Origin of the sequence: Paenibacillus eucommiae (genome assembly GCF_017874215.1) — a bacterium.
Taxonomy (GTDB): Bacteria; Bacillota; Bacilli; order Paenibacillales; family NBRC-103111; genus Paenibacillus_AI; species Paenibacillus_AI eucommiae.
On sequence record NZ_JAGGLB010000040.1, the window covers coordinates 1 to 21,705 of the forward strand.

A 21,705-nucleotide genomic window follows, 5' to 3' on the forward strand; every position below is an offset into this window, starting at 1 on the left:
GCATTAACTACTTTTAAAAGCACAAGGCCTTTTTTTGCCTTCTAACATCATTTTAGCCAAGGAGTTCAGTTTTATTTTCGTATAAACATCGTTAAGTGATACACGCACACTCGCAACACAAGACAACACAAGACAACACGCTGCTCAATTTCGGGGGAGGCGGGCTGCTATGCAATGTTGTCAGGCCAACAACAGGTAGTATCAGGTTAACATGAGGCTAACTAGCAAGTGGAGGTTTGGATTTCCCAATTAGAAGGGCAGGCCCAATCCGATGCGGCAAGTGAAAAAATTAGTTGACGGGAAATTAATAATTTTGTATGATGTTTTCAACAAAGTGAATATTTATTCACTGATATTGGTCGACCGGATCACTGGAGACTGCCGCAGCCACTTTATGCAAAGAGCTGCAGGAGTCCTTTTTTTGTTATTAAAATCCGATTTAACCTATGCGAAATATAAGATTTATAATTTATAAGGTTTATAAGATCTATAAGATTTATAAGATTAACAGGTGAATTCGGTAAAAAGGGGAATGTACGTGGAATTATTTTGGTTCATACCTACATATGGAGATGGACGCTATATCGGCACGAACATAGGCGCCAGGGCAACTACACCTGCTTATTTTCGCCAAATGGCGATGGCAGCTGATGATCTGGGTTATAGCGGGGTGCTGCTTCCCACTGGCAGATCTTGTGAGGACGCTTGGGTGACGGCTTCCACACTTATTCCGCTAACGCGCAAGCTAAAGTTTCTGGTAGCTGTAAGGCCTGGACTGATGTCGCCGACTTTGGCAGCACGGATGGCAGCGGCTTTTGACCGCAGCTCGGAAGGACGTTTGCTCGTTAACGTGGTTGCTGGAGGCGACAGGGAAGAGCTGGAGGCGGATGGCTTGTTCCTCGACCATGACAGCCGCTATGAGCTGACCGATGAGTTCATGACCATCTGGCGCAGTGTTCTGCAGCAGGAAAGTGTGAGCTTCGAGGGCAAGCACCTGCGGGTCCGTGAGGCTACTAATTTTTACGAGGCTAAGCAGAAGCCGTATCCTCCTGTTTTCTTTGGGGGTTCATCACCAGCAGCGATGAATGTGGCCGCCAAGCATACGGATGTATACCTGACCTGGGGAGAGCCGTTGGAGCAGGTTGCCGAGAAGCTGCAGGAGATGCGCAGCCGTGCTGAAAAAGAAGGCCGGTCAGTCCGCTTCGGCATTCGCCTGCATATTATAGTGCGTGAGACCACGGAGCAGGCTTGGGCCGCAGCCCATGAGTTAATTCGTCACTTGGACGATGACACGATTGCCAAAGCGACGAAAATTTATGCCCGTATGGACTCCCATGGGCAAAGAAGGATGACCGAGCTCCATCAGGGGGATCGCAGCAAGCTGGAAATCAGTCCGAATCTGTGGGCTGGCATTGGTCTGGTGCGGGGCGGGGCAGGTACAGCGCTAGTTGGAGATCCGGACACAGTGGCGATGAGAATGAAAGAGTATGAGGCACTGGGGATTGACACGTTTATTTTATCGGGGTATCCACATTTGGAAGAGGCTTACCGTGTTGCTGAGCTGCTCTTTCCCAAGCTGCCCTTACAGGCTGCCCCACAAGAAAGGCGGGATTATCAAGGAGAAATTATTGCTTATCAGCACAAACCTGAATTGAAAAGCACATAATAATAGGCACATAATACTAGGCACTAGAGCGATCAATCCATGGTCACCCTACTGCTCCAACAATTAATGAGACCACCACCAGGTTGAAGGGGGGATTAAGCATGTATACGAATAAAAATGGACTGCGGTCGCTATCTCTGCTTTCTGTATTAGCTGTCTTCCTGCTTTGGTGGATCGTTGCAGCTAATGAATGGGTCAGTCCCTTGTTTCTCCCCTCGCCTAAACAGGTGTGGTTCGCTTTTCTGGACATATGGAGCACCGGATACAAGGGAAGCTCATTAGCGCTGCACATTTCGGAGAGCTTATTCCGGTTGGGATCTGCCTTTCTTCTCGCGCTGCTGACAGCTATTCCGTTGGGCCTTATCAGCGGCTACATTCCTGCCGTACGGGCTATATTCGATCCTTTTATAGAGTTTTACAGGCCTCTGCCGCCGTTGGCTTACTACACGATGCTCGTGCTGTGGCTCGGGATAGGAGACTCCTCCAAAATTGCGCTGCTATTTCTTGCCTCCTTTGCTCCGCTCTATCTCGCTGCTGTAGCAGGGGTGTCAAGGATACCGAAGGATCGGATTCTCGGGGCACGCTCCCTCGGTTCGAGCAGATGGAAGCTGTTCGTATATGTAATCTTTCCTTCCAGCTTGCCGGAGCTGTTCACAGGTATCCGTACTGCAGTTGGTGTCACCTATACAACGTTAGTGGCTGCAGAAATGGTAGCAGCGATATCAGGAATAGGATGGATGGTACTGGATGCAAGCAAGTTTTTGCGAAGCGATATTATTTTTGTCGGCATCATAATTATGGGCTTAATTGCCATATGTGTAGATTTTATTGTTCGCTGGCTGGAGCGTAAGCTGGTGCCATGGAGTGGTAAAGAATAAAAAAGAGGAGTGGAAACGATGGTCTTAGCTTATAAAAAAAGCATACTTATGGCATTTGCCCTGATTTTAATGTTCATGTTATCCGCTTGTGCAGGCAAATCGAACGAAACGGTTAAATCTGTTGAAGCATCACAAACTCCTGCTGCCACGAAAGCGGCAGATGCGGCTAAGGCAACAGCTTCGCCTGCACCTGCCCCGGCTCAAGTGGAGCAGCCTAAAGAGGTGAAGATAGGCTTTCAAGTGATTCCGAACGCCGAGCTTCTGACCAAAGCGTTAGGGCTGGCCGAGAAGCAATTTCCTGATACGAAGATTACTTGGGTTCAGTTCGATTCGGGACGTGATGTGAATACGGCGATAGCCTCTGGCGGGATCGATTTTGGGCTGGCTGGTTCAGTTCCGGTAGCCATTGGCGTTTCCAGCAAGCTGCCGTATCAAGTGTATTTCTTGCATGATATTATCGGGGATAACGAGGCCTTGGCAGTTCGCAAGGAATCGGGTATTCAAAGCGTCAAGGATTTAGCCGGCAAAAAAATCGCCGTTCCCTTTGGCTCTACCACCCACTTCAGCCTGCTGTCGGCCTTGAGCTCTGAAGGCGTCGATGCAAGCTCTGTGACGGTGCTGGATATGCAGCCTCCGGATATTTTGGCCGCTTGGCAGCGCAAAGATATTGATGGCGCATTTGTATGGCAGCCTTCGCTGGCGAAGCTGGTTGCCGATGATGGGCAAATCATCACGACAGCTAAGAAGCTGGCAGAGAAGGGCATTGTAACAGCTGATGTAGGTGTGGTGCGGACAGCATTCGCGGATCAATACCCGGGATTTCTCAAGCAATACGTTGCCTTGCTGGACGAATCGATCAAGCTTTATCGCGACAAGCCTGGTGATGCCGCCAAGGCGCTTGCACCTTTGCTAAGTCAAACAGAAGCGGAAGCACTGTCGCAAATGAATGAGCTTGTATGGCTGCTGGCTTCAGAGCAGCGGGATGCCAAATATTTAGGCGCAGATGGTCAAGCGGGCGGCTTTTCCAAAGTCTTGAAAGAGACAGCCGAATTTCTGGTCACACAGAAAGCCATTTCCTCAGCCCCGGATGATGCCGCATTTCAGGCAGCCATTCGTACGGACGCCTTGCAGCCTTAGCCGAATAGAGGTTAGACGATGAATATGCTGTCTATTGATTTGCAGCAAGTAAGCTTGAGCTATCCTGCGCGTAATAAACGTACGGAAGTGCTGAAAGACATTCAACTGCGCGTTACAGAAGGGGAGTTTATTAGTGTTCTGGGTCCATCAGGCTGCGGGAAAACCTCATTGTTGCGGCTGATCGCCGGTTATGAGCGGCCTACCTCAGGTGAAGTGCATATTTTTGGCAGAAAGCACACCGAGCCGAATGCGGATGTAGGGGTCGTGTTCCAGCATGCGAATTTATTTCCTTGGCTGAATGTTCGATCCAATGTGGAATTTGGGCTCGTTATGCGCGGCCTAAGCAAAGCGGAGCGCAGGGCAGCCGCTGCCTATCATATCGAGCAGGTTGGGCTTACGCCATATGCATCTATGCTGCCCTATCAGCTTTCAGGCGGCATGAAACAGCGAACGGCTATAGCCCGTTCGCTGGTGATGGATCCCCGCCTGATTTTGATGGATGAGCCTTTTGCTGCATTGGATGCCATAACGCGGGAAGGACTTCAGGCACAGCTGCGCAGCATTTGGCTTCGTACCGGCAAGACGATCTTTTTTATTACGCACGATGTCGACGAAGCGCTCCTGCTTTCCTCCCGCATACTCGTGATGAATGGTTCTTCAGAAAGCGGCATCATGCTTGATTTCAACAATCCGCTTCATTCCGGCACGGAAGCTTCTTTGTCGCAGGGCTTCTCGCATATACGTAAGCATCATGATTATGCAGAGCTGAGGGAATCGCTTGTTCAGGCATTAAGAGTGCTATAAAGGTGCTATAAAGGTGCCATAAGCATAGAAGGATGATTGGGATTCGGATTATTTCGGCTCAAGTCCTTCTATGACAGCTCGGCTCCAGGGAGCAACCTTGACTCTGGCGACTAATTCCCCTACCTGATTTTCCAGCTCTTTACCTGTATTTTCTGGCACATAATATTTTTCCAAGCCATACTCTAAGCGGAGCGTGTCTCCATGGTTGAATTCGACGCGTGCCTTGATGATCGCTTCTTCCGCCGCGGCAGAAGGCTTGCTGGTATAAATGCCCACAGCATCATAAGTTCCAGCCTTATCTGATGCATTCAGTTTGAGCAGCACATAGACAGTATCTCCCCTCTCGGGAAATTCACCTTTATTTAATAGCGATGTCGGCAGAGTGCTGATTTCATAATTCAAAATCACATAATCGCCATACAGCAAGTCCCTGGGATCCACGGGCAAGGTTTGCAAGCGGATTTCTTTACCGAGCCAGCGGACCGCATATGAAGAACCGGCAGTACCTAACAGGAATAATACCTGTAAGATCACGAGTACGACCAGCAGCTTGGTGCGGTGGAGCTTCCAAAAGGTTGAGCCAGCCTGCAGATCAGTTGTTGGTTTCGTCATGATCGTTATCCTCCTTCGTTTCCTCGATAAATTGCTTCCTGCGCCGATTTAAAAACCAGCTGAGCACGAGCAGCAAAATACCGCCAAAAATGAAAAATAAAGATTTATCCATGAAATCCCAAGCGAGCTTGCCGTAAGCCGTCATCGTAATAATAAGGAATAGAATTGTGCCTAAATTTACTTTGAAGCGCCATTCCTCGATATAGCCCCTCCATAGAACGAATAAGGAGAAGAAGAACAGAATGAACAAGTAGAGCACATCTACATACAAGGTTGCGTACAGCAGGACGGGCATTACAATCCATTCAACCCCGGAGATAAGCCGTCCGGAGCGGGCCTTCAGGTATAAAGACAAGGCCAGGAAAGCGGCTGCCAGCAGTAAGAATGAGAACGGCTCCGCCAAAATATGTGCCCGGGTTTCGAGGTAGTCCATATCTCCTTGGAACAATACAAGGAATAAGTCAAATACATAGGCAGCGATCAAAGCTGCGCTTTGAATGGGGGCTGCAAAATCACGATTTCTAATCCAATCCCCCAGCGTATAGAGCAGCATGACTGGAACAAATACCCATAGAAATTCCCATTCATGAACGACAGTGAGCATAATAACCTGAATAATGAAGTTGATGCTGAACAACCAAGCCAGCAGTGTATTCTTATTTAGCCAAGTGTAGTAGCCCAAGCCTGCAACTGAAAGAATAAACGCCGCATAGCTAAATTGATTAAATTCCATCGTACTGTTCATTTGCGCAACTGCATACAGGACCAAGGTGATCAAGTACAAGTAACGGCTTTGATATAAATACGTAAGCAGCAAGCCCGCTGTTCCCCACACGATCCAAGAGGTAGCGTTATAAGCTTCCAAATGAAACATTTGGGCAATCAGGATAATACCAGCCCCGAACATAACGAGACCCAGAGAAATGAGCGCAATGCCCAGCTTGTCATGATCCTTCCTCAGCATCGTTTCCCCGGCAAAATAAAATCCGATCATTCCTCCTAAAATAACGATAAGCCGCAGCAGCTCAGGAATTGCTTGCCAGTTCGCTGCCATGAAGCTGAGAATGCCCAGCCCTACAAGAATGCTTCCGAGAATAGGAACAAGACCGATTGCACGCTTTTTTTCTGTATATAAGTTCATGATCTGAGCATACTGGGCCGACGTAATAATCCCCATCTCTGTCCAGCGATGCGCTTCCTTTTCAATGATCTTTCTGCTCATTTGGCTCACCTCTCAGGCGTTTATTAACTTTAGTATAGTCTTTCCATATTAAAAATATAGTGCTATCTTTTAATAGTACCTATGTATATATAAACACAGATCCCATTTTTACAACTTTTTTATTGCAAAAGACAGCACGAGAGGAGGAGCCTGTTTGCCGGATTGGTCCTATCGCACGATATTTCGTCCCTTGTTGTTTCGCCTTTCTGCAGAACGTGCACGTGATTTCACACTGCATGCCATGGGCCTTATTAGCAAGCTGCCCGGAGGCTCCCTACTGATTCGAACGCTCGGGCATATGGAATCGTATCCGATTTTAGAAAGCAAGATGTCTGCAGTTCATATAAAATATCCTGTTGGCGTTAGCGGAGCATTGGATATACATGGTTCTGCTCCCAGAGCTTTGGCCCAGTTTGGGCTAGGCTTTATGGAGATTGGACCTGTAACCCTACATCCGGTTTCCTCCAATATGTCTATTCGCAGAGAAGTAAGTAATGAAGCTCTTTTGTATCCAACTCCTTATGCGAACGATGGAGTGGACGTGGTAGAGGAAAGATTAAAGGATAGAAGGAACTACCCGCTCCCGCTGATGATCCGAACCCGGCACACTTCCGCCAGTACGCCAGTTGAGGCTCTTGAAGAGCAGCAGCAGCTGATCGAACGTCTGTCTCCGTATGCTGATGCGCTATATTTGGACGTGATTGATCGTGGTTGGACGCTGGAAGAAACGGTTTGCTACTGCGAAGACGCTGCGCGTATGGCACATTCTATAAATAAAGATTTCCCTGTATTTATATATGTAACCTTGGATTGCCCGCAACAATGGCTGGAGCAGTTGGCTGCAAGAGCGGATTTCCATCTGCTGCAGGGAATGGTCATCGGCGAAGCTATTCATACCGCTGACGGGGACCTTATTGGCAAGGAGGGGAAAGCTCTAAGTCTGGAGCGTGTAAGGCTTGTCCGTGAGATTGCCGGAGATTCATTGATTATCGTAGCCGCGGGTGGTGTCCATGAGCCCCTGGATGCATTAGAGCTTATGGATGCAGGAGCCAATTATGTTCAGCTGCACAGCGGACTCGTGTATTCAGGACCTGGCTTGCCTAAGCGGATTAATGAAGCCATTATTTACAAGCGGATAGAGTCAGCCGATCATGAACCTTTGCCTTTGCGCAATGGACATTTTCAGCACAGCATAGATGCAGCTGCGCTTATGAAGCTGCCCTCTTTTTGGCAAGGCTGGGGCTGGATGTGGCTGCTCGGCTTGGGGATGGTGATTGGCGGCATATTAGCTTGGATCATCGCTGCTACCAGTGTTGTTCTGCCTTACGATATCCGCTTTCTAGGCATCGGCCGTGAATCAATGGAGAACTTGAATGAGCGTTTGCTGCCTTTTATGTCGCATGACAGAGTCACATTGGCAGGGACCATGATATCCATTGGCATCCTGTATGCTCAGCTTGCCAGGTATGGTCTTGGCAAAGGGCTTCATTGGTCTAAAACAGCGCTCTTTATCTCATGCCTGGTGGGCTTCAGCAGCTTTTTCCTATATCTTGGTTACGGATATTTTGATCCTCTGCATGGACTTGTAGCGATTCTTTTGCTGCCAATGTTTATATTGTCTATGCGTACGAAAGCGAACCGGCCATCACTGGATCCGCCAAACCTTGTGAACGATCGCAGCTGGCGGCTGGCTCAATGGGGACAGCTTATGTTTGTCAGTCTTGGAAGTGCGCTTGCTGTTGGAGGCATAACAATCTCGTTCATTGGTGTGACTGATGTATTCGTAGCGACCGATCTTGCCTATCTGTGCACGACGCCAGAATTTTTGGCTATGTATAATGAACGGCTTGTTCCCCTAATTGCCCACGACCGCGCTGGCTTCGGCGGTGCTTTGTTCTCGAATGCTTTAGTCCTGCTTACAATTGCATTATGGGGGATAAATCAGGGGCAGCGGTGGCTCTGGTGGACCTTGCTCGCAGGCGGAATGCCTGGCTTTATTGCAGGCTTTAGTGTGCATGCGGTGATCGGCTACACGGATTTTTGGCATCTGCTTCCCGCTTATTTTGCCTGCGTCCTCTATGTTTTGGGCTTGATTTTTCTGTATCCATATTTGATGAGCGGCAGGAGGATAACAAGAAAAAAAGACCCTTTCGGAAGGTTGCAAGCTCCTTGAGGGGTCTTCTGAGGTTTATGAAATTGAGGATTGTGTTTTCGTATCGAGTTTCGTATCGATCGCCTGCACGTCTTCTTCCGCCTCGGAACCGAACCAGGCCGCGATGCGATTATGTGCCTTCTCCTTGACATCCTTGTCCACATACATGGCAACAGATACAAGAGCTCCTAACAAAATACTGAAATCATCGGCGTAACCGATTCCTACCATAATATCGGGGATAGCATCAATAGGGGCTATGAAATACCCCAATGCTCCAATTATTACCGCTTTTGCTTTAAGTGGAACATTCGAGCTCTGGAGCACATAATAAAGCAATAGCGCCACATAGACAACCTTCGTTCCAGCATTTTTGGCGAATTTTTGCAGCTTGCGCCAAAAGGAGCTTTCGGTATATTTTCGGGAAAAAGATAGACGGGTATTCATAATCTCACCTCTTCGGGTTCATTTTTATTTAGCAGCCTTTATTTAGTTATCGTACAGGAGCTTTAGCATATAGTCAAACATTACACAAAGGGGCGTTTAACAGTAAAAACAGCATGTAAAACAGCATGTAAAACAGCATGTAAAACAGCATGTAAAACAGCATGTAAAACCGGCTATAGCTTTCTTCGCTTGCTCATACTTTCCTTAATGTTTACTAACGTTTTCTTGTTAATATAGAATACACAGTGAACGGCTCGAACCATTTTACCCAATGAAAGGGGACAAATTGATGACAGAAGAAGCAGGATCCGTTGATCAGAACAAGACGGATAATGAGATGCTAGGGGGGCTGGCTAATATTAACTCTGCTTTGGATGAGTCTTCCATAGTGGCTGTTGTCTCTCCAGACGGGGAAATTATATATGTGAATTCGAAGCTGTGCGAACTTTCTCAATATACAGAGCAAGAGCTGTTTGATCCGAGTTCTGCCCACCCCTTCTTGCTGGACAGTGCATTTCATAATGCGGAATTTTCAGCGGAAATATGGAGAACGATTACAGGGGGAAACGTCTGGAGAGGTGAGATCAGGGGGAGGGCCAAGGACGGCAGCTCTTACTGGGTGCATACGACGATTGTCCCTTACATGGATAAAGCGAACCGGCCGGAGAGGTTTGTAGCTATTGGTCATAATATTACGCAGCTTAAGCTGGCTGAAGAGGCTCTCAAGGAAAGTGAAGAAAGGTACCGCTTCCTGGCCTATTACGATGCACTAACTGAGCTTCCTAACCGTGATTATTTCAAAAGAGAGCTTGGGGACTTTCTCGAGAAGAAACAGGGCAGGCCCTTATCTATCCTTTGTCTGGATGTGGATCGCTTTAATATTATTAACGATTCGATGGGCCAGCATTTCGGAGACACTTTATTAAAGGCAATAGGCATAAGACTGGTTCAAAGCTTAAGTGCGGGAACGCTAATCAGCAGACAGAGCGGCGATGCGTTTCTGGTTATGCTTCAGGAGAGCACAGAGAATGAAGCTTCACAAATAGCTAAATCGATCCTGCATGCCTTCTCACAGCCCTTTGATTTTGAAAAGCAAGAGGTATATATATCGCTAAGCATAGGTATCAGCACCTTTGGTGATAACAGTAAGGATTCCGACTCATTAATCAAAAGTGCTGAAATGGCGATGTATCGTGCCAAAGAGCATGGGGGCAATCATTACCGCTTTTACTCTGCAGAGATGGCGAGGCAGCTCCTGCAGGGCATGTACATGGAGTACGGAATGAGGAAAGCTTTGGAGAAAGGACAGTTTCGCGTATACTACCAGCCGAAGATCGATTTGCAAACAGGCGAAATTGTCGGCTCCGAGGCTTTGATCAGGTGGAACCACCCCGAGAAAGGGATGATTCCACCTTCTGACTTTATCCCGATTGCAGAGGAAACAGGATTGATAGTACCGATTGGCGAATGGGTGCTGCGGGAAGCCTGTTTGCAGAACAGAAAATGGATGGATCGGGGATTTACTCCCCTGCGCGTATCGGTTAATCTTTCTTTGCGGCAATTTCTGCAAGCTGATCTGGTTCAGAAGGTGGAAGGGATACTCCAAGAAACGGGGATTCATCCGGAAAATCTGATGCTTGAAATTACAGAAAGCACCGCCATGCATCATGTGGAGCAGGTTGTCTCTACTTTAATCGCGCTCAAAAAGCTGGGCCTCGGGCTGGCGCTCGATGATTTCGGAACCGGCTATTCTTCACTCAGCTATTTAAAAGCTTTTCCATTGGATATGATAAAAATTGATAAATCATTTGTCCATGATATGCTTCTGGATTCTTATGACGAATCTTTAATCGAAGCGATTATCAAGGTTGCGCATAGCCTGAATATTTCCGTACTGGCAGAAGGGGTGGAGAATAAGGAGCAATGGAAAGCACTGAAAGCTAAAAAATGCAACGAAGCGCAGGGGTATTTATTCAGTCACCCGCTGTCTCATCTGGATTTTGAATCCTATTTGAGAGGACTTGGCAGCAAAAGAATCGTTGTTGAAATTGCGTAACAACATTGCAAAAAAGCCGGCAGGATTTATAACCCTGGATGACGAAGTCCTTCTGCAGCGTATGCAAGCTAGGTGTCAGCAGGGTGAAGGAGGAAGACAATGATCAAAATATTTGTAGTGCTCGGCAGCTTGAATGCTTTTCTGGCTGTTGCTCTAGGGGCTTTCGGGGCCCATGCTTTGAAAGCAAAATTAAGTAAAGAGATGCTGGAAATTTATCAAACCGGGGTTCAGTACCATATGATTCATGCGGTCGGCTTGATTCTTATAGCACTCTTGGCAGATAAACTGGGCAACAGTACGCTCGTGAACATTTCCGGCTGGTCCATGATGATCGGAATTGTTTTGTTCTCAGGAAGCCTGTATGTGTTAAGTTTATCCGGAATTAAAATTCTGGGGGCGATCACACCACTTGGTGGTGTCGGCTTTTTGCTCGCTTGGGTGTTAATCGCTGTTGCTGTCATGAAATCATGAAATAAGGTGCCAAGGCCCATTCGGGTCACAAAGAAACAGGGTGTTCTTCCTAAGAAGAGCACCCTGTTTCTTTCGTTATCCAGTTACAAAGTCGTCAATTTCATTAAGCTTGAACAGATAAACCTTCTTCTCATCTACATGGTAAACGGTCACATTCTGGGTTTCGTTATCATAGTTGAGAATGCGGCAGGGAAGGTTTAACTTGATTCCCTTAGCTTTAATAACGGTCATTCGAATTAATAAATTATTTTGCTTGAAAAATTCCAGCTGCTCAATGATCGGTAAGTAGCTGTCCTCATAAGCGGGGGCGGGAGGTGGAGCGGACTGCTTTTTTAGTTTACTGTCTGCCTCGTTCTTTTTCTCGGATTCTTTATGTTTAGCAAGAGTCAGCTTTTCATTCTCTTGGACACTTAGATCAATCAGCTTGCCGAGCTCAATGCCGCTTTTTACTTTATAATCTTTGATGACCTCAGTATTTAGGAGGTGGAGGAGCTTTTCAAGGGCTAGTCCGTTAGTCCCATCTTCAATTAACAAATCTACTGTGAATAAGTATGATTTTGTGGGATTTTCGCTTTTATCCGATTCCATATGCCCTCCGTAACAATGTCTTTTAAGAAAACTATATGATAACTATATCATGAATGCTTACCCAAAAATAGCAAAATCTTAACACGGGAACGTAAAGAAAAGGAGAAAATGAAAAAACTTTATTCTTTTCACCCTCCGGCTTTCTGCAACATATAATGGATGGAGAACTGACAAAAGGGGAGTGACGAACATGATCCGCGTTGAACCCATTATCCTTGAAGGCCATACGGTGCTTGCGATTGAAGTTCTTTTACCCAAAACGACCTTAATTATTATTACGACAAATAAGGGATATATCATGTGTGGAGCCCTCGATGTAAATTTGTTAAATGAGCGTCTTAGCGAGCGGAATATTGTTGCTGCAAGAGCTACAGGTGTAAAGACTGTTGCCGACCTTTTGGATGCTCCTTTGGAATCAGTTACTCATACGTCTAAAGACCTAGGCATCGAGGTGGGGATGATAGGCCGTGAGGCTATACTCAAGATGATGTGAACATTCAGGGGGGAGATTATATAGAAAAAATAAACGAAACATTCATTATCAAATATTTACATATAAATGCTGCTGCAAAAGAGCAACCAAAAGATCGGATGCGGTTTTGGCCAACGGATCTTTTGGTTTTTTTGTGCGTTTGGGCTTGCTGGGGCGAGATTCTGAAAACGACAACGCACGCAGGATATGGCATTAAACTTCCTAGATCTCTGCCTGTTCATTCCCGCATGGAAATCATTCGCTGCTGCTTTGAACAGGAACAAAAGACGATATATACAAATCCTACGAATTTGCTGCAATCCGCACCCTCCTCGTCCATTGATTGGCTCGAACGAAATGTGTATGGAAGTGGCCCCGCCTATTTGGAAACCAAAGTGGATCTCGATGTGCCTGTTGAATATGTTTCTTCTATAGAAATGAAAGGCAGTGGGGCCATAAGGATAATGTATCCGCCCGTTTTTCAGTAATGCCCGGCTCGCTGCTGCTCGTAGAAGGATGGACGAAAATAACTGCAAATGCAAGCAATACTCTCGGCAGCGATTGGATTGAGCATCGGATCTTGGTTGATCACAAAGGATAAATACCGAATAACTGAGCAATGAGAAACAGAGTAACAGAGAATATTGAGAAAAGCAGCTTGAATAAGCTGCTTTTTTTGTGCTCAACCTACGGGAAGGCGCGTGCTCTGGTCTTATGTTTTTGTTTGCTCAGAAAAGCAAATATAGGATATAATTATAGAAGTGAATGTTCACGTGTGCATAAAATAAGAAGTTTTTAATACCTTAATAATACTTAGAATAATGAACCCGAGGAGATGTGCCCATGGAAATCAATACCAGCGAGCAACTTGCAGCTGTAGTTAAAAATGCTGTTCAACAACAAAAGATTACGGATATGCACACACATTTGTTTTCCCCTAATTTTGACAGCCTGCTGCACCGGGGTGTGGATGAGCTGTTAACCTACCACTATCTGGTGGCAGAGGTGATGCGTTGGAGCGACCTGCCGATTGAAATTTTTTGGCAGTTAACGAAGAGTGCGCAAGCGGATCATATTTGGCAGAAACTGTTTATCGAACATTCCCCGGTTAGCGAAGCTTGCCGGGGTGTGCTTACTACGCTGCAAGGTTTCGGCATCGATCTTCGTTCCCGCGATTTGGATGCTTTTCGTCAAATTTATGCGCAGTATGATGCTTATTCACAAGTTGACAAGGTGCTGGAGCTCGCTGGGGTTGATCATGTGGTAATGACAAACGATCCGTTCGATGAGGAAGAGCGTGGCATATGGTTAAGCGGCACAAAGCCGGATCCGCGTTTTCATGCGGCTTTGCGTCTGGACCCTCTGCTAAATGATTATGCGGCCAACAAGGACAAGCTGCACGCATGGGGCTATCAGGTGGAGGATGTGTGGGGAGAGCAGACGGTGCGTGAAATAAGCCGATTTTTGCAAGATTGGATTGTCCGGATGAACCCGCTGTATATGGCTGTCTCGCTTCCGCCCGATTTTGCGTTCCCTGAGGATTCTGATCGCAGCCGCATAATCGAACACTGCATTCTGCCTGTATCCCGGGGAAAATCGATTCCTTTTGCCATGATGATAGGTGTAACAAGGGCTGTGAACCCAGCGCTTCGCTCTGCTGGAGATTCACTCGATAAGGCAAGTCTTGAGCCGCTGGCCTATATGCTGCGAACCTACCCTCATAATAAGTTTATGACAACCTATCTTTCCCGCGAAAATCAGCATGAGCTTTGTGTGCTTGGCCGCAAGTTCCGGAATTTATTCGTTTTTGGCTGCTGGTGGTTTTTGAACAGTCCGGCGCTAATTGAAGAGGTGACTCGAATGAGGTTTGAACTGCTTGGCTTAAGCGTGACTCCCCAACACTCGGATGCCCGCGTGCTGGACCAGCTCATCTACAAATGGAAGCATTCCAAGGAGATCATTTCCATGATTTTGCTGGAGAAATATAAGGATATTTTGCGTACCGGATGGGTGCTGGACTGTACAGAAATTGAGCGCGACGTTGCGGATCTGCTGCACAATAATTTTTGGCGTTTCTTGGACAAATCTGACAGGATTCTCTCCTAGCCGATAATTGACGGAAGGGAGCCGTCCGCGCTAGAATGGAGTATGCTTTTTTTGGAAAAGGAAGTGTAGCGTGATGCGGGGAATGCCTCAACAACAGTTAGACGAACGGGCACTGGCGGTATGGAAATGGTCCGGGTTGATTTCATCTTTGATTTCTTGGATAGTTACTATTTTTTTGGTATTCGCTGCCTTTCGGTTCAATTGGCCTTGGTGGATTGCAGTAATAGCTGGCGTACTTACCTTATTGGAGACGCTGCTTCTTGTTACAGTTCTTCCCAAGCGCAGATGGCAACGCTGGCGTTATGAGATCCGTGAGAATGAAATTGATCTCCAGCACGGATTTATTTTTCAGAAGCGGACGGTTATTCCGATGGTACGGGTTCAGCATGTCGACACCAATCAAGGGCCAATTATGCGTAAATATGGCTTATCGAGCGTGACGTTCTCAACAGCTGCTGGGAATCATGAAATCCCGGCGCTTGCGAATGAGCTCGCGGATAAGGTGCGAGACCAGATAGCGGAGCTGGCGAGGGTATCCCATGAAGACATCTAATGGAAAACGGATGCACCCGGTGTCTGCGCTGCTCGCGGCACTTAAATCGATGAAAGAATTGATCCTTCCCCTACTTATCCTGATTATAAGCCGCGGCTTTAATCGGGTGGAGGATGGAACGGAGCTGTTTTGGAGATTGGCGCCAGGTGGAGCATTTTTTGTATGGACGATCGTATACGGTATTTTTTACTGGCTGATGTACCGGTATAGCATTGAAAATGGGCAGCTAAAAATCGAGCTGGGTGTGCTGGTGAAGAAAAAGCAGTTCATCCCGCTGGAACGCATTCAGACGATCGATTTGACGGAGGGGCTGCTTCACCGGTTATTTGGCGTGGTGCGGGTGCAGATCCAAACGGCAGGAGGAAAAAAACCGGAGGCGATCTTGACTGCTGTAACCAGGCAGGAAGCCGCAAGGCTGCAGGAGCTGCTGCACCCTTCTGAAGCTTTCCAGAATGAGCGAAGCAGACTGGTGGATCAATCTGGGCCAACTGTTCAGGCTGATCTAGCTGATCAGGTTGATCATTCGGAGCATTCGGGGCATTACGAACAGTCGCTGGATTCGGCACACAAACAAATATCGCAGCCTAAAGAGGAAATGGGCGCGCCAATTACAGGAAAAACGGCTCCAACCCGTCCCGCCAGCAGGTCGTATCGCCTTTCGACCGGCCGGCTCATCGCTGCTGGAATGACATTAGGCAGTATTGGAGTTGCAGTACCAATCATATTCGCGGCATTATCACAGCTGGATCAAATCATGCCAAATATGTACAGCCGAGTGTGGAATTCGCTTAATCTGGGTGCGATCCCTATGCTTATTGCCGCTGTACTGGTAATTGCCTGGCTGATTTCCATTGTTGCTTCTATCCTTAAGTTTGCTAACTTCTCGCTGACTCGTACAGGCGATGATCTGCATATTGAACGTGGGCTGCTGGAAAGGCGGAGAGTGACACTGCCGATCAAGCGTATCCAGGCAATCCGCATCGTTGAGGAAGTCTTATGGCAGCCATTCGGGTTTGCCGCGATTCATGTTGAGAGCGCAGGCTACGGGAAACAAAAAGGGGAGTCAACGCTGCTGATGCCCTTGCTGCATAAACGGGAAATCGAATCATTCCTGCGGGAAGCAGCGCCGCATTTCGCACAGCCTGTTGATTCGGAGCTTACACCACTACCTAAACAAGCCTGGGCAGGTTACCTTTTACCGGATGCGATTTTCTTTGCTGTGCTAAGTGCTGCGGTAGGCTACTTTTTCACCTGGGGCTGGTTTGGCTTACTGCTCAGTCTGATTTCATTCCTGCTTGGCATTTGGAGGTTCAGGAATGGGGGCTGGAGATTACAGGGGGAAATGCTGCTGCTACGCAGCCGGCAAATCAGCCGGACTACTGTGCTGCTGCCGAAGGGAAGGATTCAGTTCTGCCATATTGCTACGAATCCGTGGCAGCGGAGAAAAGAGCTGTCCACATTTAGTGCTTCTATTGCTTCGGGTCTTGCAGGTTCAAAATTCCACCTGAAAGGCTTGCTGCTCAAGCAAAGCGAGGAACTGCTTAATTGGTTCCATCGTGCAGGAAAGAATGTTTAGTAAGGCGTACTCTTGTAGATGTTACAGGGGTACGTTTTTTTTACAGGTATAGTTTATCGAATTACAGCGATGAAGCTTATGGCGTGAGGCGTAAAGCGAAAAGCAAAAAGCAAAAAGCAAAAAGCAAAAAGCAAAAAAGTTAAAAGTTAAAAGTTAAAAGTTAAAAGCAAAAAGCAAAAACTGGTTACCTTTTTCTAATTGAACTGCCAGTAAGTATAAGTGTTTTGGGGGAGCTTGGAGCAGTGGTAAATTGGAAGATATGACCTTCATTCACCAAGGGAAGCAGAAAGGGGAAAACAACTTCTGATGGTAGTCCGTTATCGGTTGGAGTGTGGAACATTCGGTAATTTGCTGCTGAGAGGATGGGATATGGGAGGAAGAGCGTTAGTAGTAGCCTAGTGGAAGCCCACCCATCCGCCGAAATGAGCGTGCTCCACTTAGCGATGTTTTTCATCGTTAAAGAAAGGATGTGGCGCGGATCTGATGCTTTAACGATGAAAAACATCGTTAAAGTTCGTTAAAGTAGCTGGATCCGCTCCGCCCTCTCCCAGCGTCTTTGCCTGTGGGGGAAATCTCCTCCAATCAAGAGCAAACACCCAGCTGGCTGCCGGTTTGAGGATGGTGTTCGTGAATTTGTGAGCCCGCAGCCATTCCCTCCCTCCATGCACCAATGTCACGAACACGCATATCAAGGAACGCCCAAGGTGTTTTTTTTTACTGGATGAAGGAACTTTTCTTTACTTTGCAGCTCATTCAGGAGGGGAAACAGCGGGCAGGTTTTGGATACATATTGTATAGTTTATTGCCTGCAAAAGCAGGGCTGTTTGAATTCTATATTTCTTCTTGCAAAATCATTTTATTCACGGTAATCTCTTATATAGAATACATCATATATTTCTTTTTACTATCCCTTTGGGAGGCCATGGCGATTACTATTTATGAGAAATTAGGCATGAAGAAACTGATCAATGCAGCTGATTCCTACACCATATTGGGGGGCTCCCTAATACCTCCTGAGGTATGGAAGGCGATGGAGGAAGCGAGCCAAAGCTTCGTCTGGATCGAGGAGCTGCATAACCGGGTAGGTGAACGCCTGGCGGAGCTGACCCGTAATGAAGCAGCTATGGTGACAAGCGGCGCAGCTGCCGGATTGTCCATTGCAGTAGCGGCTTGTATTACGGGAACTGAGAGGAAGAACACCCGCAAATTTCCCAAGCTTAAAGGCTTGAAGAAGGAGGTTATTCTACTCCGCTGCCAGCGCAATGGGTTTGATATGGCTATTAGCCAAATTGGCGCCCGCATCATCGAGGTTGGTGATGTGGAATCCACTTCTGCGTGGCAGCTGCAGGATGCAATTAACGCTAAGACCGCTTGTATCGTTTACTTTACTTCCACCTATTACAGCCGGGGTGCGCTTTCCCTCCAAGAAGTTCTCGACATCGCCAAGCCATTGGGCATTCCGGTTGTGATTGATGCGGCAGCACAGCTGCCACCTGTGGACAACCTATGGCTGTATACGCAAATGGGAGCCGATTTGGTCATTTTCTCCGGAGGCAAGACCCTCCGCGGCCCGCAAAGCGCAGGCTTAATTGTTGGGCGCAAAGCTTTGATCGAAGCTTGCCGGATGAATGTTGGTCCGCAGATTTCGGTCGGAAGGCCGATGAAGGTGGGCAAGGAGGAGATGGTTGGGCTGCTTGCTGCTGTAGAACGCTATGTCACATTAGATCACGGGCAGCTTAAGCTTCAATATGAATCCTTCGTGGAGATAATCCGTGAGGAGCTGTCGACTTGTGGTTATGAGGTTCGCCGGGTTTATCCGGGTCCTACTGGACAGGACTATCCCCGTGCAGCGGTCAAAACTCCGCTGCTCCAATCCGCAACTTTGAAAGAACAGTTGGAGCATTCGACTCCTTCTATTATAGTGGCTCTATCAGCAGACAATGAAGAAATTTTGATTAACCCGCTGCATCTTGAGCGAGAAGATCTCGACTTAGTGCTTCAGGTGATGAGAGATATTTCAACTACATGGGAGGCTAAACAATCATGAAACAAAAAAAACGGGTAGCTGCAATCATTACGGAATACTGGGATATTTGCCATGCGGACGTGGTTATTACGAAGATGCTGGAAGGCTTCCAACTGGATGGCCGTCACTACGATTCGACGCTCGATATTGTTTCCATGTACGTAGAAAAGTTTCCGGAAAATGATATGAGCCGGGATCTCGCGGCCAAACATGGCTTGAATATGTACGGCACCATGAGAGAGACGCTATTATGCGGCGGAACTGATTTTGATCTGGACGGTATTCTGATTATTGGTGAGCATGGGGATTATCCGGACAATGAACTTGGACAAACGTTATATCCAAGAAGAATCATGTTTGAGGAATGTCTCAATGTAATGCTTGAGTTCAACAAAATTGTTCCTGTGTATTCGGATAAAGGCTTTGCGGTTATTCAAGAAGATATCGAGTGGATGTATGAGAAGATTAATCAGCATAACATTCCGTTTATGTCGAGCTCGGTTATTCCTTATGCTTTCCCTTATCCGGAACACAGACCGTTCCCGACCGGAGCTCCACTGCACAAAATGTTTGGCTTCGCTTTCGGCGCTCTGGAGCGCTACACTTACCATGCACTTGAAATGATGCAGTCCGTAGCCGAAAACCGCGCATATGGTGAATCAGGAATAAGCAAAGTTCGCGCCTATAAAGGCAAGGAAGCTATCGACCGGATGCTGTCCGAAGATTGGGAGTATATGTACCGCAAGCTTGGAGGTTTTGTCAACTTAATCAATGTGAACAAATTTCCTCATGATCTTCCAGACCCGGTTTTCTTTGAGCTTGATTATTACGATGGTCTGAAGTCTGGTATTTTGTACATTGATAATTTAGAAGTAAGAAGATTTGTGGCGACTTATCAAGTCATGCCTGATGAAGAGCCTATCTGTCATGAATATCGCATTCAGGATCAAAAGCCATACATCCATTTCGGCAAACTAGATCTAGAGATCGAAAGATTCATTCATACTGGCCGGTCCCCACATGCGCTGGAACGCTCCATGCTTACAACGGGCGCGATGGATGCACTTATGCAGGCCTATCACTATGAGAAAGAAATTGAGACACCGCATCTAAACGTTCAATACTAACAATACTAAGCACTAAGCTTCTTATTCCTTATTGAGATTAATTTGCTTCCAACAAAAGGGCAGCTTGAATACGACATGTATTCCGGCTGTCCTTTTTAGCTGCCTAAAAATAGACAAAACAACTGAATAAACTTGGCGCAGTTTGTATGAATAGGATTAGCATGAGCTTATTACTCATAGACTTATAGCGGACAGCATGAGGACATACTTAATATTATTTGGACGTACCCGGCAAGATTGTGAGATACTAAACATATATACATAATAACTAAACACACTAGTGCACAAATATAAGGTAAAATAAAAATAAAACAATACCTAACATCATTTACCCTAAAATGGTATAATGTCTAAAATCAACCATTGTGCCCGACCATGGTCCAGTAAGAATCCCATCGCAGGTCGGTTTTGAGAATAGCTTTCTGATATTACAATAATACTAGAAGATTAAGAACAAGTTGAATTTTTAAAAAATGAATCTTAAAAACGAATCTTAAAAACGAATCTTAAAAACGAATCTTAATAAAATGAATGTTAAAAAAAGAAACGATTATAGCATATGGGGTGAGCTTTATGAAACAATTAAAAAGACAAAAAATCTTGCTGCTATCCGGAGCTCTGGGGGACGGTCACAAGCAAGCAGCGCGGGCCATTCTGGAAGCATCCAAATTGTACAGGCCGGAAGTGGAAGTGGAAGAGATTGACTTCATGGAGTGGACTCACCCCCATTTGCATTCTGTAGGCAAGTACTGCTATACCCAATGGATGAAAAAATTTCCTTCTGTTTACGGGTACTTATTTCAAAAAACAAGGGATGACAATTCGTTATCTAATTTATTTAAAAAGATGAAATCATTTAGTCTAAGCAGAATGCTCAAGCTTCTACAAGAGGTACAGCCTACGGTCGTGGTAAGTACATTTCCTTCCGCAGCAGCTGCCATGTCGATATTAAAGGCTCATGGCTTGACGGAAGTTCCCACAGTAACGGTTATAACAGACCACACGGACCATAGCTACTGGATTCATCCTTATACCGATCAATATATTGTAGGCTCAGAGCCCGTACGCCAAGCATTGCTGCGCCGCTCCATAACGGATGCGCAAATATCAGTAACCGGTATCCCTATCCGCTTAAGCTACAATCAAAGCTTTGATTGTAACAGACTGCGTGACCGGTACAGCCTTGACCGTTCACTGCCTACCGTCCTTGTGATGGGAGGGGGACTTGGCATGATCGACAAGGAATTTATTGCCCTGCTTAAGTCTGAAGAGCTTCCAGCCTCGGTCCAATTTATTATAGTATGCGGACGGAATCTTAAGCTCCAGCAACAGCTTGCCGAGGAGCTCAGATATGTGAGGCATCATATACTGATTACGGGGTTCGTCGATCATGTGCATGAATTTATGGCTTTATCCGATCTGATTATTACCAAACCAGGCGGACTTACGACTTCGGAAGCCTTAGCGCTTGAACTGCCGATGCTGCTGTTTAAGCCGCTGCCAGGTCAGGAGAAGGATAATGCAGCGTATCTTGTCAAGATAGGAGCTGCGCTAGAAGCAGCAAGTGTAGGAGAGCTGAAGGACATGCTGACCGCTGTGCTGGCCGATAGCAATCTTCTGAGGGCCATGAAGCAAAAGGCAAGTAAGTTTACGCTCAAAAGCTCCTCTCTCAGCGCACTGCACACCATTCTCGAAGCCAAATATCAATCTGTGCCGGTGTGGGAGGATTCGCTCCAGACTGTATATGCGGAAGCTTGATCATATTTTCAATGATAAGGGGTAGGCCTGATTTATGGGCCTGCCCCTTTATTT

General features: G+C 46.7%; 20 protein-coding genes. 16 read left to right on the forward strand and 4 right to left on the reverse strand.

Annotation, left to right across the window (positions count from 1 at the left end; all coding sequences use genetic code 11):
* Positions 1 to 271 precede the first annotated feature (271 nt).
* The 5 genes from J2Z66_RS36025 (at position 272) to J2Z66_RS36045 (ending at position 4,485) form a co-directional block, all read left to right on the forward strand.
* Complete coding sequence (locus J2Z66_RS36025) at positions 272 to 475, forward strand: hypothetical protein (protein WP_209977748.1); 204 nt, start codon at positions 272 to 274, stop codon at positions 473 to 475.
* A 63-nt stretch (positions 476 to 538) separates the two neighbouring features.
* Complete coding sequence (ssuD, locus tag J2Z66_RS36030) at positions 539 to 1,666, forward strand: FMNH2-dependent alkanesulfonate monooxygenase (protein ID WP_209977750.1); 1,128 nt, start codon at positions 539 to 541, stop codon at positions 1,664 to 1,666.
* Positions 1,667 to 1,767: 101 nt separating this feature from the next.
* Positions 1,768 to 2,544: an ABC transporter permease subunit gene (locus tag J2Z66_RS36035; protein WP_209977752.1), complete on the forward strand. Its 777-nt coding sequence runs from the start codon at positions 1,768 to 1,770 to the stop codon at positions 2,542 to 2,544.
* 18 nt (positions 2,545 to 2,562) lie between these two features.
* A complete protein-coding gene (locus J2Z66_RS36040; protein WP_209977754.1) occupies positions 2,563 to 3,681 on the forward strand; it encodes a taurine ABC transporter substrate-binding protein in 1,119 nt (372 codons plus the stop codon).
* Positions 3,682 to 3,699: 18 nt separating this feature from the next.
* A complete protein-coding gene (locus tag J2Z66_RS36045; RefSeq protein WP_209977757.1) occupies positions 3,700 to 4,485 on the forward strand; it encodes an ABC transporter ATP-binding protein in 786 nt (261 codons plus the stop codon).
* A gap of 48 nt (positions 4,486 to 4,533) precedes the next feature.
* On the opposite strand, the gene J2Z66_RS36050 is transcribed toward J2Z66_RS36045, so the two are convergent.
* Both J2Z66_RS36050 and J2Z66_RS36055 read right to left on the reverse strand, forming a co-directional pair.
* Positions 4,534 to 5,097 carry a GDYXXLXY domain-containing protein gene (locus J2Z66_RS36050; protein WP_209977759.1) on the reverse strand — a complete coding sequence of 188 codons (564 nt, stop codon included), beginning with the start codon at positions 5,095 to 5,097 and terminating at the stop codon, positions 4,534 to 4,536.
* Positions 5,078 to 6,319 (reverse strand): DUF2157 domain-containing protein, encoded by a 1,242-nt coding sequence (locus J2Z66_RS36055; protein WP_209977762.1) that lies wholly within the window; start codon positions 6,317 to 6,319, stop codon positions 5,078 to 5,080. The genes J2Z66_RS36050 and J2Z66_RS36055 overlap by 20 nt, the downstream gene beginning before the upstream one ends.
* Positions 6,320 to 6,473: 154 nt before the next feature.
* Between J2Z66_RS36055 and J2Z66_RS36060 the strand changes: the two genes are divergently transcribed.
* The gene (locus J2Z66_RS36060; RefSeq protein ID WP_209977764.1) at positions 6,474 to 8,492 is read left to right on the forward strand and encodes a beta/alpha barrel domain-containing protein; all 2,019 of its coding nucleotides are present in this window, start codon (positions 6,474 to 6,476) and stop codon (positions 8,490 to 8,492) included.
* A 15-nt stretch (positions 8,493 to 8,507) separates the two neighbouring features.
* On the opposite strand, the gene J2Z66_RS36065 is transcribed toward J2Z66_RS36060, so the two are convergent.
* Positions 8,508 to 8,918, reverse strand: a complete 411-nt coding sequence (locus J2Z66_RS36065) for a YkvA family protein (protein WP_209977765.1) — start codon at positions 8,916 to 8,918, stop codon at positions 8,508 to 8,510.
* A gap of 289 nt (positions 8,919 to 9,207) precedes the next feature.
* On the opposite strand from J2Z66_RS36065, the gene J2Z66_RS36070 reads away from it, so the two are divergent.
* The gene (locus J2Z66_RS36070) at positions 9,208 to 10,974 is read left to right on the forward strand and encodes a sensor domain-containing protein (protein ID WP_209977767.1); all 1,767 of its coding nucleotides are present in this window, start codon (positions 9,208 to 9,210) and stop codon (positions 10,972 to 10,974) included.
* 102 nt (positions 10,975 to 11,076) lie between these two features.
* On the forward strand, positions 11,077 to 11,445 hold the full coding sequence (locus J2Z66_RS36075; protein ID WP_209977872.1) for a DUF423 domain-containing protein: 369 nt from the start codon (positions 11,077 to 11,079) through the stop codon (positions 11,443 to 11,445).
* 75 nt (positions 11,446 to 11,520) lie between these two features.
* Here the strand turns inward: J2Z66_RS36075 and J2Z66_RS36080 are convergent, their stop codons facing one another.
* Positions 11,521 to 12,033, reverse strand: coding sequence for a hypothetical protein (locus tag J2Z66_RS36080; RefSeq protein ID WP_209977769.1), 513 nt, complete (start codon positions 12,031 to 12,033; stop codon positions 11,521 to 11,523).
* A gap of 190 nt (positions 12,034 to 12,223) precedes the next feature.
* On the opposite strand from J2Z66_RS36080, the gene J2Z66_RS36085 reads away from it, so the two are divergent.
* From J2Z66_RS36085 to J2Z66_RS36120, 8 genes are all read left to right on the forward strand, one after another.
* The gene (locus J2Z66_RS36085; protein ID WP_209977770.1) at positions 12,224 to 12,526 is read left to right on the forward strand and encodes a YunC family protein; all 303 of its coding nucleotides are present in this window, start codon (positions 12,224 to 12,226) and stop codon (positions 12,524 to 12,526) included.
* Positions 12,523 to 12,993, forward strand: coding sequence for a hypothetical protein (locus J2Z66_RS36090; RefSeq protein WP_209977772.1), 471 nt, complete (start codon positions 12,523 to 12,525; stop codon positions 12,991 to 12,993). The genes J2Z66_RS36085 and J2Z66_RS36090 overlap by 4 nt, the downstream gene beginning before the upstream one ends.
* Positions 12,994 to 13,348: 355 nt before the next feature.
* Positions 13,349 to 14,611: a glucuronate isomerase gene (locus J2Z66_RS36095; RefSeq protein WP_209977774.1), complete on the forward strand. Its 1,263-nt coding sequence runs from the start codon at positions 13,349 to 13,351 to the stop codon at positions 14,609 to 14,611.
* Positions 14,612 to 14,684: 73 nt separating this feature from the next.
* Entirely contained in the window at positions 14,685 to 15,164 is a 480-nt protein-coding gene (locus J2Z66_RS36100; protein WP_209977777.1) for a PH domain-containing protein, read from the forward strand.
* A complete protein-coding gene (locus J2Z66_RS36105) occupies positions 15,151 to 16,740 on the forward strand; it encodes a PH domain-containing protein (protein WP_209977779.1) in 1,590 nt (529 codons plus the stop codon). Before J2Z66_RS36100 ends, J2Z66_RS36105 begins: the two co-directional genes overlap by 14 nt.
* A gap of 922 nt (positions 16,741 to 17,662) precedes the next feature.
* Positions 17,663 to 18,787 carry an aminotransferase class V-fold PLP-dependent enzyme gene (locus J2Z66_RS36110; RefSeq protein ID WP_209977782.1) on the forward strand — a complete coding sequence of 375 codons (1,125 nt, stop codon included), beginning with the start codon at positions 17,663 to 17,665 and terminating at the stop codon, positions 18,785 to 18,787.
* The gene (locus tag J2Z66_RS36115) at positions 18,784 to 19,893 is read left to right on the forward strand and encodes a hypothetical protein (RefSeq protein ID WP_209977784.1); all 1,110 of its coding nucleotides are present in this window, start codon (positions 18,784 to 18,786) and stop codon (positions 19,891 to 19,893) included. The genes J2Z66_RS36110 and J2Z66_RS36115 overlap by 4 nt, the downstream gene beginning before the upstream one ends.
* A gap of 573 nt (positions 19,894 to 20,466) precedes the next feature.
* Positions 20,467 to 21,651, forward strand: coding sequence for an MGDG synthase family glycosyltransferase (locus tag J2Z66_RS36120; protein ID WP_209977786.1), 1,185 nt, complete (start codon positions 20,467 to 20,469; stop codon positions 21,649 to 21,651).
* Positions 21,652 to 21,705: the final 54 nt, after the last annotated feature.